General features: G+C 42.5%; 10 protein-coding genes. 9 read left to right on the top strand and 1 reads right to left on the bottom strand.

Annotation, left to right across the window (positions count from 1 at the left end; all coding sequences use genetic code 11):
* Positions 1–260 precede the first annotated feature (260 nt).
* The 9 genes from I2I04_RS03055 to I2I04_RS03015 all read left to right on the top strand — a co-directional run bounded on the left by I2I04_RS03055 (position 261) and on the right by I2I04_RS03015 (position 12,557).
* Complete coding sequence (locus I2I04_RS03055) at positions 261–2,477, top strand: patatin-like phospholipase family protein (RefSeq protein WP_195470805.1); 2,217 nt, start codon at positions 261–263, stop codon at positions 2,475–2,477.
* A 521-nt stretch (positions 2,478–2,998) separates the two neighbouring features.
* The gene (locus I2I04_RS03050) at positions 2,999–3,268 is read left to right on the top strand and encodes a hypothetical protein (RefSeq protein WP_195654260.1); all 270 of its coding nucleotides are present in this window, start codon (positions 2,999–3,001) and stop codon (positions 3,266–3,268) included.
* A gap of 7 nt (positions 3,269–3,275) precedes the next feature.
* Positions 3,276–3,830 (top strand): 1-acyl-sn-glycerol-3-phosphate acyltransferase, encoded by a 555-nt coding sequence (locus tag I2I04_RS03045; protein WP_143257345.1) that lies wholly within the window; start codon positions 3,276–3,278, stop codon positions 3,828–3,830.
* 103 nt (positions 3,831–3,933) lie between these two features.
* Positions 3,934–4,710, top strand: a complete 777-nt coding sequence (locus tag I2I04_RS03040) for an amidohydrolase (RefSeq protein WP_195470803.1) — start codon at positions 3,934–3,936, stop codon at positions 4,708–4,710.
* Positions 4,711–4,858: 148 nt separating this feature from the next.
* Positions 4,859–6,850 carry a glucosamine-6-phosphate deaminase gene (locus tag I2I04_RS03035; protein ID WP_195470802.1) on the top strand — a complete coding sequence of 664 codons (1,992 nt, stop codon included), beginning with the start codon at positions 4,859–4,861 and terminating at the stop codon, positions 6,848–6,850.
* Positions 6,851–7,068: 218 nt separating this feature from the next.
* Complete coding sequence (locus I2I04_RS03030; RefSeq protein WP_195654259.1) at positions 7,069–9,978, top strand: xanthan lyase; 2,910 nt, start codon at positions 7,069–7,071, stop codon at positions 9,976–9,978.
* Positions 9,979–10,057: 79 nt separating this feature from the next.
* Complete coding sequence (locus I2I04_RS03025; protein WP_195470801.1) at positions 10,058–10,372, top strand: hypothetical protein; 315 nt, start codon at positions 10,058–10,060, stop codon at positions 10,370–10,372.
* Complete coding sequence (locus I2I04_RS03020; protein ID WP_143257341.1) at positions 10,372–10,614, top strand: sulfurtransferase TusA family protein; 243 nt, start codon at positions 10,372–10,374, stop codon at positions 10,612–10,614. Before I2I04_RS03025 ends, I2I04_RS03020 begins: the two co-directional genes overlap by 1 nt.
* An 86-nt stretch (positions 10,615–10,700) precedes the next feature.
* The gene (locus I2I04_RS03015) at positions 10,701–12,557 is read left to right on the top strand and encodes a YgiQ family radical SAM protein (RefSeq protein ID WP_143257340.1); all 1,857 of its coding nucleotides are present in this window, start codon (positions 10,701–10,703) and stop codon (positions 12,555–12,557) included.
* 274 nt (positions 12,558–12,831) lie between these two features.
* Here the strand turns inward: I2I04_RS03015 and mfd are convergent, their stop codons facing one another.
* The gene (gene mfd, locus I2I04_RS03010; RefSeq protein WP_195654258.1) at positions 12,832–16,203 is read right to left on the bottom strand and encodes a transcription-repair coupling factor; all 3,372 of its coding nucleotides are present in this window, start codon (positions 16,201–16,203) and stop codon (positions 12,832–12,834) included.
* Between the last annotated feature and the right edge of the window lie 132 nt (positions 16,204–16,335).

The raw sequence follows: 16,335 nt of genomic DNA, 5'->3' as shown, positions 1-16,335 counted from the left end.
TTATTTAATTTAACTTATGTTTGTTCTATACTCTATTATGCAACTCATATACCAAAAATGCGCCACACACATTATTCTCTTACAATCAAAGCATTACATTTTTCCTCTTTTTGTGGAAAGTGTGGAAATCCACTGTATTGTGTAGAAATTATCCACATTTCCGACTTTTGGAACATTTTTTTTAGTTTCCATTTCAACAACTAAACAAATTATGCTCTACATTTGTATTATATTAAACATCAACACTAGACCATATCCTAATGAAAAAACAAATCTTTTCAACATTAGTTTTATCAATTGGCTTATTATTGCCTTTTTCCCTGCATTCTCAAGAGCAAAGGAAAAAGGTGGGTATCGTTCTAAGCGGCGGCGGCGCCAAAGGAATGGCACACATCAAAGCACTGAAAGTAATTGAGGAAGCCGGTATTCCTATCGACTATATAGCCGGTACCAGTATGGGAGCTATCGTAGGTGGTCTTTATGCCATCGGGTATACTACGGAACAATTGGACAGCATGGTACGGAAACAAGATTGGACATTCCTGTTGAGCGACCGTATCAAACGAAGTGCCATGTCATTGACTGATCGTGAGCGGTCTGAAAAATACACAGTCTCTATCCCTTTCACCAAAACTCCCAAAGATGCTGCTACCGGAGGACTCATGAAAGGGCAAAATCTGGCTAACCTATTTTCAGACCTCACTGTAGGGTATCATGACTCTATCAATTTCAATAAACTTCCCATTCCTTTTGCCTGTGTAGCGGCCAATATTGTCAATGGAGAGCAAATTGTATTCCATGACGGAATACTCTCTACCGCTATGCGTGCCAGTATGGCTATTCCGGGTGTATTTACTCCGGTACGGCAAGACAGCATGGTATTAGTGGACGGTGGCATTGTAAACAACTATCCGGCAGATGTCGTGAAAGCCATGGGAGCCGATATTATTATCGGAGTAGACGTGCAGAATGCTCTGAAGAAGGCTGACAAGCTCAACAGCGTCCCCGATATTCTGGGACAGATTGTAGACATCACCTGTCAGTCTAACCATGAAAAGAATGTAGACCTTACAGACACTTATATCCGTGTCAATGTGGAGGGATATTCATCCGCCAGTTTTACCCCGGCAGCCATCGACACTCTGATGCGAAGGGGCGAAGAAGCAGCTAAAGAACAATGGAGTTCGCTGCTTGCCCTGAAAAAAAAGATAGGAATAGCCGAAGATTATACGCCGAAGCAACATGGCCCTTATTCTTCTCTTTCCAATGCACGTACGGTTTATGTGACGGACATCTCATTTTCCGGTGTAGAGGTGGATGATAAAAAATGGCTGATGAAGAAATGTAATCTGCAAGAAAACAGCGATATTACCACTCAACAAATAGAACAGGCCTTGTATCAATTACGCGGCAGCCAATCTTATTCCAGTGCCAGCTATACGTTGAAAGAGACTCCTGAAGGTTATCACCTCAACTTCCTGTTGCAGGAAAAATATGAAAGAAGAATCAATCTGGGCATCCGTTTCGATTCGGAAGAAATCGCGTCTTTGCTAGTGAATGCAACGGCGGATCTCAAAACTCATATTCCTTCCCGCCTGGCTCTTACCGGTCGATTGGGTAAACGATATGCTGCCCGCATAGATTATACGCTGGAACCCATGCAGCAACGTAATTTCAACTTTTCGTATATGTTCCAATACAACGATATCAACATTTACGAGGAAGGTGACCGTGCTTATAATACAACGTATAAATATCATCTGGCAGAATTCGGTTTTTCCGATGTATGGTACAAGAATTTCCGCTTCGGACTCGGTCTGCGTTTCGAATATTACAAGTACAAGGATTTCCTGTTCAAGAAACCTGAAATCTCCGACCTGAAAGTGGAATCGGAACATTTTCTAAGTTATTTTGCCCAGGTGCAATATAATACCTATGATAAAGGACGCTTCCCTTCTAAAGGAAGTGACTTCAGAGCCACCTATTCGCTCTATACGGATAACATGGCACAATACAATGACCATGCTCCATTTTCAGCATTGAATGCTTCATGGGCAAGTGTCATCCCTGTGACCCGCCGTTTCTCCGTCATTCCTTCCATTTATGGACGTATCCTGATCGGAAGAGATTTTCCTTATCCGCTGCAAAATGCCATTGGCGGTGACGTACCCGGTTTCTATATTCCACAGCAATTACCGTTTGCCGGGGTTACCAATCTGGAACTGATGGATAACACCATAATGATTGCGTCTATTAAGTTCAGGCAACGCATGGGAGCCATTCATTATCTCACGCTGACGGGTAATTACGGGCTGACGGATAGTAATTTCTTCGATATATTGAAAGGCAAACAATTATTCGGTATCAGTGCAGGCTATGGAATGGACAGTATCTTCGGACCATTGGAAATATCGTTGGGGTATTCCAATCAGACGGACAAAGGAAGTTGCTTTGTGAATTTAGGTTATTATTTCTAGTCAAATCGGTGCGAAATAAACTGATCCGCACGGAAAGAAATTAAATAATATAGTTTAGATTTTTCTCCACTGTATAAACAATCTATCTGAGACCCGGGTCTCAGCATCTATGACACCCGGGTCTCAGGTATGCCAACACCCGGGTGTCAGTACCATTGAGACCCGGGTGTCAGATAGAACTCTATTACTAAGCGTTTTTTCTTTGTTACTAGAGTAAATAAAATTCCGATGCATCTAATATTTATTCAAAACGGTGCAGAAATGAACTATTTCACCACATTATTCTATATATTTTAAAATATCAGATGTAACAAGTAAATCACATAAATAGTATTCAGGATGATGACAATCGAACCTGTTATTCCATCAATAATAGCCTGCAAAATTATTTAAATGAAGGAATAGAGTTAAGAAGATGAAGGCCTGAATAATGTTTTTCCCTGTATTATTCGCTAGAATCAAAGAAAGTACCTATCTTTACCGCAAGTATTTTTTATTATTCACCATTAAATGTAAAGATTATGGCAAGTAGAAGAGAACTCAAAAAGAACGTAAACTATATCGCAGGAGAATTATTCACCGAGTGTTTAATCAACAGTATGTTCATCCCTGGCACAGACAAGGTGAAAGCAGATGAACTGATGGCAGAGGTACTGAAGATGCAGGATGAGTTTGTTACTCGCATCAGCCACACAGAACCGGGCAACGTGAAAGTTTTTTATAAGAAATTCCGTGCTGATTTTAATGCAAAGGTTAACGAGATTATTGAAGCTATAGGGAAATTGAACTAACAACAGAATGAAAAAAGCAATTTATAGCTTTATCTATTACCGCCTGTTAGGGTGGAAGACAAACGTTACGGTGCCTAATTATGATAAATGCGTGATATGTGCCGCTCCACACACAACAAACCTTGATTTATTTATTGGAAAACTATTTTATGGTGCTATAGGCCGTAAGACAAGTTTCATGATGAAAAAAGAATGGTTTTTCTTTCCACTTGGAGTTTTTTTCAAAGCAGTTGGCGGAATTCCCGTTGACCGCAGTCGAAAAACTTCGCTAGTAGATCAGATGGTTCATAAATTTGCCGAATATAAAAAGTTTAATTTGGCTATCACTCCCGAAGGAACCCGTAAAGCGAATCCAAACTGGAAAAAAGGCTTTTATTTTATAGCCTTGAAGGCCCAGGTTCCGATCGTTTTGATTGGTATTGATTACAGCAAGAAAACGATTTCGGCAACGAAAGCTATCATGCCGTCAGGAGATATTAATAAGGACATGAGAGAAATCAAACTTTATTTCAAGGATTTCAAAGGAAAACATCCGGAGAATTTTGCTCTTGGAGAACTTTAAGTTCAATTATTAAGTATCAAGTATTAAGTATTAATCGTTGCTTCCAACATATTTTGACCGCATGGTATAATACTTAATACTTAAAACCTAATACTTAGTTATTATGGAGTCTATCCGTATTTCTATCATACAAACCGATATTGTTTGGGAAAATAAACAAGAAAATCTCCGTTTGCTCCACGAAAAGCTGCAAAGTCTTCGTGGAATAACGGAGATTGTTGTTTTACCGGAGATGTTTTCTACCGGATTCAGTATGCAGAGTAAAATACTGGCAGAGCCAAATTCCGGAGAAACAATTACAACGCTCAAACAATGGGCTGCCAAATTCCAGCTAGCCATTTGCGGAAGCTATATAGCAACAGAAAACGAGCAGTTTTATAACCGTGCGTTCTTCCTGACGCCGGAAGGAGAAGAGTTCTATTATGACAAACGACATCTGTTTCGTATGGGACGGGAAACCGAACATTTTTCGGCCGGTGATAAACGAGTCATCATTCCCTATCATGGATGGAATATCTGCCTGTTGGTTTGCTATGACCTTCGTTTCCCTGTATGGAGCCGAAACGTAGGCAACGAGTACGACCTTTTAATATATGTAGCCAACTGGCCTATCCCTCGCCGGCTGGCTTGGGATACTCTACTCCGGGCACGCGCTTTAGAAAATCAATGCTATGTATGCGGTGTCAACAGAGTAGGTATAGACGGATACCAGCTTGCATATAATGGAGGAAGTAAAGTCTATTCCGCCTTCGGAGAAGAAATCGGCTCATTCCCAGATGAAAAGGAAGGAATAACGACAGTCAGTCTAAATCTGACAGCTCTCACCCAATTCAGAGAGAAGTTCCCGGTATGGAAAGATGCAGACGAATTCCATCTATAACATTTGCCAAATAACAAATGTTAAAAACAGATTCATGTAGCAACAATACCTAGAACTCGGTAGTTAATTATATAGACTTCTTTTGTATCTTTGTCGTGAAAATACAGTCGTAAGGACGCTAATCTTACATAACTTAATTAACAACTTTATGAAAACAAATCTTAGTTCTCAAATCAGTCTCCACCGGGTCTCCCCCAGATACTACAGACCGGAGAATGCATTTGAAAAATCAGTCTTGACAAGACTCGAAAAAATCCCTACGGACATCTACGAATCCGTAGAAGAAGGTGCTAACTATATTGCTCGCGAAATAGCACAAACCATCCGCGAAAAACAAAAAGCAGGACGCTTCTGCGTATTGGCACTCCCCGGAGGTGATTCGCCCAGCCACGTATATACCGAACTCATCCGCATGCATAAGGAAGAAGGGCTTAGCTTCCGCAATGTGATCGTATTTAACATGTATGAATATTATCCGTTGGCTCCCGATGCAATCAACAGTAACTTCAACGCTTTGAAGAGTATGTTGTTGGACCATATCGATATTGACAAACAGAATATATTCACTCCCGACGGAAGCATTGCCAAAGATACCATCTTCGAATATTGTCGTCTGTACGAACAACGCATCGAAAGCTTCGGAGGTATTGATATTGCCTTGTTGGGCATTGGCCGTGTAGGTAACATCGCGTTCAACGAACCGGGTTCCCGACTGAATTCTACCACTCGCCTGATCTTGTTGGATAATGCCTCACGTAACGAAGCATCCAAGATTTTCGGAACGCTGGATAATACGCCGATCAGTTCTATTACAATGGGTGTATCCACTATCCTTGGTGCAAAGAAGGTTTATCTGCTTGCATGGGGAGAAAACAAAGCAGCTATGATTAAAGAATGTGTGGAAGGTGCGATCACTGACACTATTCCGGCTTCTTATCTGCAAACTCACAACAACGCGCATGTAGCTCTTGATCTTTCAGCAGCTATGAACTTAACACGTATCCAACGTCCGTGGCTGGTAACTTCTTGCGAATGGAATGATAAATTAATTCGTAGCGCCATTGTTTGGCTGTGTCAGTTGACCGGCAAACCGATTCTGAAGTTGACTAATAAAGATTATAACGAAAATGGTTTGAGTGAACTTCTGGCACTTTACGGTTCTGCGTACAATGTAAACATCAAAATCTTCAATGATTTACAGCACACCATTACCGGATGGCCGGGTGGCAAACCTAATGCTGATGACACCTACCGTCCGGAACGTGCAAAACCGTATCCGAAACGTGTAATCATCTTCTCTCCGCATCCGGATGACGATGTTATTTCTATGGGTGGTACGCTTCGTCGTTTGGTAGAACAGAAACATGAAGTACACGTAGCTTACGAAACTTCCGGCAATATCGCCGTTGGCGACGAAGAAGTAGTTCGCTTCATGCATTTCATCAACGGATTCAACCAGCTCTTCAATAACAGTGCAGACCAGGTTATCAATGAGAAATATGCAGAAATACGTAATTTCTTGAAAGAGAAGAAAGATGGTGATATGGACAGTCGTGACATTCTGACTATCAAAGGGCTGATTCGTCGTGGTGAAGCCCGTACGGCCTGCACTTATAACAATATACCATTGGAACGATGCCACTTCCTCGACTTGCCGTTCTATGAAACAGGTAAGATTCAGAAAAACCCGATCAGTGAAGCAGACGTGGAAATCGTACGTAACTTGCTTCGTGAAGTGAAACCTCATCAAATTTTCGTTGCAGGTGACTTGGCCGACCCGCACGGAACACATCGTGTATGTACAGACGCCGTATTCGCAGCTGTCGATCTTGAAAAAGAAGAAGGTGCCAAATGGCTGAAAGACTGTCGTATCTGGATGTATCGTGGTGCGTGGGCTGAATGGGAAATCGAAAATATTGAAATGGCAGTGCCTATTAGTCCGGAAGAACTTCGTGCAAAACGTAACTCTATCCTGAAACATCAGTCGCAGATGGAAAGCGCTCCGTTCCTGGGTAATGACGAACGTTTGTTCTGGCAACGTAGCGAAGACCGTAACCGTGGTACAGCTACTTTGTATGATAAGTTAGGACTGGCTTCTTACGAAGCAATGGAAGCATTTGTAGAATACATTCCTTTATAAGAATAATATTCTTAATTAAGAGAATATAAAACAATGAAAGAAGAGTGGGAAGTTTCGATACTTCTCGCTCTTTTTTCATTATTTTTGCGGGAGAATTCACCACAGAGGAAAGGAGGATACAGAGTTATTATGAACAACCATTTTCATATCGCTTCATGGATTTAGCCTCTGTGTCCTCCTTTCCTCTGTGGTGAAAATGAAAACAAAAGCATTGAATAATGAAAAAGATAATAGTGTTTCTTCTATGCCTTACTGTAAGTGCTAATTTTCTTTTCGCTCAAGATATTGAAAGAAATGTAAAAGAACGGCTGACGGATTACTTTAACAAATATACCTCAACAGCCCAAATCAGCACTCCTAAACTGAACAGTTTCGATATAAATTATGATCGCAAGACGATTACAATCTATGTATCGGAGAGTTTCGCCTATCAGCCTTTCCGTCCGGAAACTGTAGAAAACATTTATAATCAAGTTAAAGAACTGCTTCCGGGGCCTGTTCATTATTACCAGCTCACCATTTATGCAGATGGAAAACCTATTGAAGATTTGGTTCCTAATTTCTACCGGAATAAGAAAAAGGATAAGGAGCGGTTATCTTTGAATATAGACTATAAAGGGGCTCCCTGGGTGAAAAACATTTCACGTCCCAACGAAATTTCACGCGGACTGCAAGACCGTCACATCGCAATCTGGCAAAGCCACGGCAACTATTTCAAAAATGATAAAAACGAATGGGGATGGCAACGCCCTCGACTATTCTGCACCACGGAAGATATGTTCACTCAATCTTTCGTCCTTCCTTATGTGATTCCCATGTTGGAAAATGCAGGAGCGATTGTCTATACTCCCCGTGAACGGGATACGCAGAAGAATGAGATCATTGTAGATAATGACACTCCCAACGCTTCCCTTTATCTGGAAGTGGGTAGCAAAAAAACTAATTGGACAAATGCCCCGGTAAGAGGATTTGCTCAAAAGAAAACGATCTATAAAGAAGGAGAAAATCCTTTCACTGACGGAACCTGTCGTTTCATTCCAACCGAAAGAAAGAAAAAGAAGAATAAAGACCAGGTATTTGCCGAATGGGTACCTACTCTACCGGCAACAGGCAAGTATGCTGTTTATGTTTCCTATCAGACACTTCCCAACAGTGTAAGCGATGCCAAATATCTGGTATTCCATAACGGAGGAGTAACCGAATTTAAAGTTAATCAGAAAATAGGTGGAGGCACATGGGTTTACCTCGGAACGTTTGAATTCGATAAAGGGAACAACGACTACGGCATGGTGGTACTTAGCAACGAGAGCAGCGAACATGGAGTTGTATGCGCCGATGCAGTACGTTTTGGAGGTGGAATGGGGAACATTGCCCGTGGAGGAAGAATCAGCGGGCTGCCCCGTTACCTGGAAGGAGCACGCTACTCTGCGCAATGGGCGGGAATGCCATACGAAGTATATGCAGGACGTAAAGGTGAAAACGACTATACAGACGACATCAACACACGCTCCAACGCTATCAACTATTTGTCGGGCAGTTCTGTCTACAACCCGCAACAATCGGGTTTAGGCGTACCTTTGGAAATGACAATGGCATTGCACAGTGATGCCGGATGCAGCAAAACTGATGAGCTTATCGGATCGCTCGGTATCTATACCACCGATTTCAATAATGGAAAACTGAATGCAGGAACAGACCGGTATGCATCACGTGATTTAACCGATATTCTGCTTACACAGATTCAGAAAGATATTTACTCAAGTTACAGCATCCCTTGGACACGCCGCAGCATGTGGAACCGGAATTACAGCGAAACGCGTCTCCCGGCTACACCTTCTACAATTATTGAACTGCTTTCCCATCAGAACTTCGCAGATATGCAGTTAGGACATGATCCGAACTTCAAGTTTACAGTGGGACGTGCCATTTATAAAGGCATTTTGCAGTTCATTACCAGCCAACACAATAAAGAATATATAGTTCAACCTCTACCAGTCAGCAATTTCGCCATTCAATTCGGAAAGAAAAAGAATACGCTGGAACTTTCCTGGAAAGGCGAAGATGATCCGCAAGAACCAACTGCACGTCCACGAGAATACATTGTATACACACGCATTGGTTATGGAGGCTTTGACAATGGAACCTTAGTCAGCAAAACGTCTCACACCGTTAAAATAGAACCGGGACTCGTTTATTCATTCAAAGTGACCGCCGTAAACCGGGGAGGGGAAAGTTTTCCTTCCGAAATCCTTTCGGCGTATAAAGCCAAACGTGAACGGGAAAAAGTAATCATCATCAATGGCTTTGACAGAATCAGCGGTCCGGCAGTCGTCAACACTTCTGATAGAGCTGGTTTCGATTTAACACAAGATCCCGGAGTTCCATATATATCAAATATTTCGTTTTGCGGAGCACAAACAGGCTTCGACCGTACACAAGCCGGAAAAGAAGGAAAAGGCAGCTTGGGACATAGCGGAAACGAATTAGAAGGAATGAAAATAGCAGGAAACACGTTCGATTATCCTTTTATTCATGGAAAAGCTATTCAGGCCGCCGGCAAATATAGTTTTGTGTCATGTAGTGACGAAGCGGTAGAAAATGGATTGGTCACGTTAGAAGATTATCCGGTGGTAGATTATATCCTGGGACTGGAAAAAGAAGATCCCGCGAATAAAGCGTACTACAAGACATTCTCCTCGGCTATGCAACGAATTATGACCAGTTATTGTCAGTCGGGAGGTAATCTGTTTGTCAGCGGTGCTTATGTAGGAAGCGATATGAGCGGCACACAAGGAAACAGGGAGTTTACAGAGAAGATACTGAAATATGGCTATCAAAGTAGCCTGACGGATAAAAGTGCAAATCAGATTAAGGGATTGGGGCGCACAATCACAATTCCACGTCTGCCCAATGAAAATACTTATGCGGTTCCTACTGCAGATTGCATCGTTCCCGTAGATACTGCTTTCCCTGTATTTACATATGCACCCGGCAATCAGAGCGCAGGCATCGCTTACAAAGGGAACTACCGTACTTTCGTATTGGGCTTTCCTTTCGAAAGCATCCAGTCGGAAGCGGATCGGGCAACCATTATGGCAGGCATTTTGGGATTCTTTACTCAAAAATAAAAAATATCCTTTTTTTTAATCCGTTTCTCATTTTAAATTCTATCTTTGCTACTATAATAACCTTTAAAACTAAAAAACGATGTATACTATACAAGCAAATCCCAGCGGTACACGCAGCATAGAAGTATCTAATGAAAACTTGAGAACGATTGAAAAATATGCTCTGTTCCGCCACCTTATCGACAGTACCGGTATTGTAGATGAAGCAGTTCTGGATAAGTTGAAACTTAATATCCGCTCCCTTATCGCCAGTCAGGAAGAAGACAGTAAAGACTTGCTGGACCTTTGTATCGACGTGATTTATCACAATAATATGAAGGCATTCGGTCTGCAACAGCTCATCAAACTCTATCTTACCTGGCTTTCCAACACGGAAGCGGAAGAGGAGGAATAATGATTACGGTAGATACCTGCGGAATAACAGCATACAGTCCGCTGATTCCTGCAATAAAAGCAATGTGCAGTGCTTCTCCGGGTGAAACGATAGAGATTATCATGAACCACGCTGACGCGTTTCAGGACTTAAAGGAATATCTGTCCGAGCAAGGTATCGGCTTTCGTGAAATCTATGACGGAGAACAAATGACATTACAGTTCACAATCAATGGGAAGTTTAAAAAACACCCCAATGATTGAAGTAAAACATCCTAATGATTGAAGTTAAACATCTCAATGAATAAAAAAATCATTGGGATGTTTTTTATTATCCGTATCTTTGCAGCATGAAAGAATATCGATTGACCGACTGGTTACCCACTACCAAGAAAGAAGTAGAACTTCGCGGATGGAATGAATTGGATGTCATTCTATTCAGTGCTGATGCCTATGTGGATCATCCTTCTTTTGGTGCTGCCGTTATCGGACGCATTCTTGAAGCGGAAGGTTTGAAAATAGCCATCGTGCCCCAACCTAACTGGCGCGATGACCTGCGTGACTTCAAAAAGTTGGGACGTCCACGGCTATTCTTCGGTATCTCCGGCGGATGTATGGATTCGATGGTAAATAAATACACTGCCAACAAACGATTGCGCAGCGAAGATGCATACACCCCGGACGGTCGTCCGGATATGCGTCCGGAATATCCTTCTACGGTTTATAGCCAGATATTAAAGAAACTTTACCCGGATGTTCCCGTAGTCATCGGAGGGATCGAAGCTAGTTTAAGACGATTAAGTCATTACGATTATTGGCAGGACAAAGTGCAAAAGAGCATTTTGTGCGACAGCGGTGCCGACTTGCTCATTTACGGAATGGGAGAAAAGCCACTTCCAGACCTGGTAAAAAACATGAAAAGTCTGCTTACTGCTGAAGAGCCAGTACTGACAAGCAGCAAATTCAGAACAATCATCGGATCAGTTCCTCAAACAGCCTATCTTTGTCGTGCAACAGAATGGACCTCTGCCGAAGATGACCTTCAACTTTATTCGCACGAAGAATGTCTGGCAGATAAAAAGAAACAGGCAAGCAATTTCCGACATATCGAAGAAGAATCCAACAAATATTCGGCTTCCCGAATCACGCAAGCCGTCGGAAACAAGATAGTAGTAGTCAATCCTCCATATCCTCCGATGAGCCAGGAAGATCTTGATCATTCGTTTGATTTGCCATATACCCGGTTGCCTCATCCTAAATATAAAGGGAAACGGATTCCGGCTTATGACATGATTAAGTTTTCCATCAATATTCACCGGGGATGTTTCGGCGGTTGTGCCTTCTGCACCATTTCCGCTCACCAGGGAAAGTTTATTGTCAGCCGTAGCAAAGAGTCAATACTGAAAGAGGTAAAAGAGGTCATCCAGTTACCCGATTTCAAAGGATATTTAAGCGATTTAGGTGGTCCTTCCGCTAATATGTATCAGATGAAAGGGAAAGATGAAGCTATTTGCAAGAAGTGCAAACGACCGTCATGTATCCATCCGAAAGTTTGCCCGAATCTAAATACCGACCATCGCCCCCTACTGGATATTTACCGTGCAGTAGATGCCTTGCCCGGAATAAAAAAATCGTTTATCGGTAGCGGAGTACGCTATGACCTGTTACTTCATCGAAGTAAAGATGAAGCAATCAACCGAAGCACTGCCGAGTATACCCGTGAATTGATTGTCAATCATGTGAGCGGTCGGCTGAAAGTAGCTCCGGAGCATACCAGTGACCGGGTATTAGCTGTGATGCGCAAACCTTCTTTTGAACAATTTGAAACATTCAAGAGGATATTCGACCGTATCAACCGGGAAGAGAATCTACGTCAACAACTGATTCCGTATTTCATCTCCTCGCATCCCGGATGTAAAGAAGAAGATATGGCGGAACTTGCCGTTATCACTAAACGTCTGGATTTCCATCTGGAACAGGTGCAGGACTTCACTCCTACTCCGATGACAGTGGCTACCGAAGCCTGGTATACCGGATTTCACCCATACACGTTAGAACCGATATTCAGTGCTAAAACTCAACGGGAGAAACTCGCCCAGCGGCAGTTCTTCTTCTGGTATAAACCGGATGAAAGGAGAAATATCATCAATGAATTGAGACGTATCGGACGTTCTGATTTGATAGACAAATTATACGGAAAACGCTAACTCTACTTTGAAAGCAAATATACTACACTTATAAAGAACTATCCTCTCAACTCTTGAATGAAGTAACGAATTGTAACTAAAAGAGGGGATAGTTCATCGCGTATTATCTCAAAAAATGTCCTCTGCATCTATATTAAAATAATGATGAGTATTATACCACGCACTCCCATAACATTATTCATCTCTTGTTCTCATTCCTAGCTTATCTATTAGTTTATATAAAAAAGAAACAAAGAAGTTATAAAGCCAATTATTTCTTCTAATTCGTTCTGTGTCAATCTTTCACCGGCAACGCCACAATCTCCTGCAACACACTGACTGCCGTCTCCACATTAGTAACATCTTTAATCAACATACTTCGTCTACCATTCTGCTCACGCAGATCACAGCGCCGGGTATACTTCATCATATAGTCTATCACTTTACCAAAAGCCTTGCTTTGATAGAACGGACTATCCGGATTGGAAACAAAGAACAAGGTCATTCGCCCGCCTTTCAGGAAAATCTTCTCTGCCCCCAAACGAGCTGACAAACGACGTAGAGGAACAATGCGGAGTAGTTCTTCCGTTTCCCGGGGAACCGGACCGAAACGGTCCTCCAAACGAGAGCGGAAAGCCTCCACATCCTTATCCAATGTCAGTCCATCCAGTTCACGATAGAGCAACATACGCTCACTACTGCCGGTTACGTAGTTGGCCGGCAATAAAAGTTCGAGATCACTTTCTACCTGGCACTCGTCTACAAATTCTTCTCCACTAATTTGTCCTTCACCCTTTATCTCATCGGCATACAGTTCCGCAAATTCATCTGTTTTCAACTCATGGACAGCTTCAGTCAGAATCTTCTGGTAAGTCTCATACCCCAAATCAGCAACAAAGCCACTTTGCTCGGCTCCGAGCAAATTTCCAGCTCCACGAATGTCCAAATCTTGCATGGCAATATGAATACCACTTCCCAAATCACTAAAGTTCTCAATCGCTTGAAGACGTCGTCTTCCTTCGGCTGTCAGACTACTCAACGGAGGAGCCAGCAGATAACAGAATGCTTTCTTGTTACTCCGCCCTACTCGTCCACGCATCTGATGGAGATCACTCAAACCAAAGTTTTGCGCCTGATTGATAATGATGGTATTTGCATTCGGAATATCGATACCACTTTCGATGATTGTGGTTGCCAAGAGCACATCATAGTCATAGTTGACAAAATCCAGAATAATTTTCTCCAGCTCTGTCGGCTCCATCTGCCCGTGTCCGATCGCTACACGGCAATCCGGAATATGGCGTTCGATCATTGCTTTCAGTTCTGGCAAGTTCGCAATCCGGTTATTAACAAAAAAGACCTGCCCGTTGCGGCTCATCTCAAAATTGATAGCATCCGTTATCACTTCTTCATTAAAAGTATGCACTTCGGTCTGAATCGGATAGCGGTTAGGCGGCGGAGTGGAAATCACGCTCAAGTCACGCGCGCCCATCAACGAGAATTGAAGGGTACGGGGAATCGGAGTAGCTGTCATTGTGAGTGTATCTACATTCACTTTCAATTGACGCAGCTTTTCTTTTACGGAAACTCCGAATTTCTGCTCTTCGTCAACAATCAGCAGTCCCAAGTCTTTAAACTGAACATCCTTGCCTAAGATACGGTGGGTACCTATCAGAATACCGACATCTCCATCCTTCAGTCCTTTCAATACAGCTTTGGTTTGTGCGGCAGTACGTGCGCGACTTAAATATTCCACCCGGCATGGCAGTCCTTTCAGTCGTTCGCGGAATGTTTGGAAATGCTGGTAAGCAAGCACCGTTGTCGGAACCAGAACAGCTACTTGTTTATTATCAGTAACAGCCTTGAAAGCGGCACGGACCGCAACCTCTGTTTTTCCAAATCCTACATCTCCACAGACCAGACGGTCCATCGGGCGGTCACTTTCCATATCTGCTTTGACATCGATCGTCGCCTTACTCTGATCCGGTGTATCTTCATAAATAAAAGATGCTTCCAACTCACGCTGCAAGAAACTATCGGGACTATAAGAGAAGCCTTTTTCCTGACAACGCTGCGAATACAATTTAATCAAATCGCGGGCAATATCCTTGATTTTGCTCTTCGTACGTTCTTTCAGTTTCTCCCATGCCCCTGTACCTAATTTATTAAGCCGGGGAGCCTCTCCCTCCTTACCTTTATATTTAGAAACTTTATGCAGGGAATGAATGGAGACGAACACTACATCTTCATTCTGAAACACCAGTTTCAAAACCTCCTGCGTAGTATCGCCATTCGGTATACGCACCAAACCGGAAAAACGCCCGATACCATGATCGGTATGTACCACATAATCCCCCGGAGTAAACTGGTTCAATTCTTTTAAAGACAGTGCTACTTTTCCCGAACGGGCTTTATCACTTTTCAGATTATATTTATGAAAACGGTCAAACAACTGATGATCTGTGAAAATACAGAGCCGTAGTGTGTTATCTACAAATCCGTCATGTATGGTACGCTCTACGGGAGTAAAATTAATTTGATCGCCCCGATCTTCAAAAATAGCCTTGATACGATCCGTCTGCTTCATACTGTCACTACAGATATATAGCGAATAACCCTTTTCCAAATAATCTTTGAAAGAAGAAGCTACCAAATCGAAATTCTTATGAAAGATGGGTTGGGCAGATGTATTGAAAGTAACACTGGCATTCGGTGTTCCGGTCGGTTTGTTACCAAATTCCAATCGGCGGAAATCGAGTGCCCGTACAGTGAATTCACTGCCGTCTATCAGTTTTCCTTCTAATGTAATGCCTCCATTTTCTGCGGCTTCCTGGACAGCTATTGCCTGGGGAGTCAACGCCTCATCATGCACCACCTGAATTCGTTCACGCAACCAAAGAAAATCGCGCATTGCCAGAGTAGTATCTTTCGGGATAAAATCCAAAAAGGAAGTTGTCACGTCTCCCGTCACTGCTAAATCAGGAACAATAGACACTCCACTTTTCTTCTCGCGGGATAATTGGGACTCTACTTCAAAGGTACGGATACTTTCTACTTCATCACCAAAGAAATCAATACGATAAGGATATTCCGAAGCAAAAGAAAAAACGTCGATAATGCTACCGCGAACAGCGTATTGCCCCGGTTCATATACATAATCTACGTATTCGAAGCCATAACTATGCAACACATCAGTGATAAAAGTGGTATCCACTTTCTCCCCTACATTCAGTTTCAGGGTTTTATCGCTCAATTCTTTTCGGGACACCACTTTCTCCGCCAATGCATCCGGGTACGTAACGATACATAGTCCCTCCTCCCCTTTTTGCAAGCGGCTAAGTACTTCGGTGCGCAGAATCTCATTGGCCGCGTCTTTTTGTCCATATTTAATAGAGCGACGGAATGAAGATGGAAAGAATAACACCTTTTCCGTACCCAATATCTGCGTCAAGTCATGATAAAAATATCCGGCTTCTTCAAGATCACCTAAAATAAAGACAAACGGACAACCACCCTCTTGTACCAATACAGAAGAAAAAAGAGAAGCGGCGGATGCGCACAGTCCTCCACAAAAAACAGTCTGAACAGAAGTGTCCTTCAACAAACGCTTTATTACTGCCATATTGGGGTGGGCAGCATATTGTTGTTGCAATTCAGTTATTGTCATACTTATAAAATTTCCCCGCAAAATTACAAAAAAGAATCGCAGGACAGACATAAGTGTGGGAAAGTTTTCATCCCCCAAAAGTTTCTCACCGAGAAACAATGTGTTCCACACCGAGAAACAACTTGTTTCACA

It is taken from the genome of Bacteroides sp. 1001136B_160425_E2 (assembly GCF_015559655.1).
Taxonomy (GTDB): Bacteria; Bacteroidota; Bacteroidia; order Bacteroidales; family Bacteroidaceae; genus Bacteroides; species Bacteroides luhongzhouii.
The sequence above is the reverse complement of the archived record's forward strand: the minus strand, read 5'-3'. Positions and strand labels throughout refer to the sequence as shown.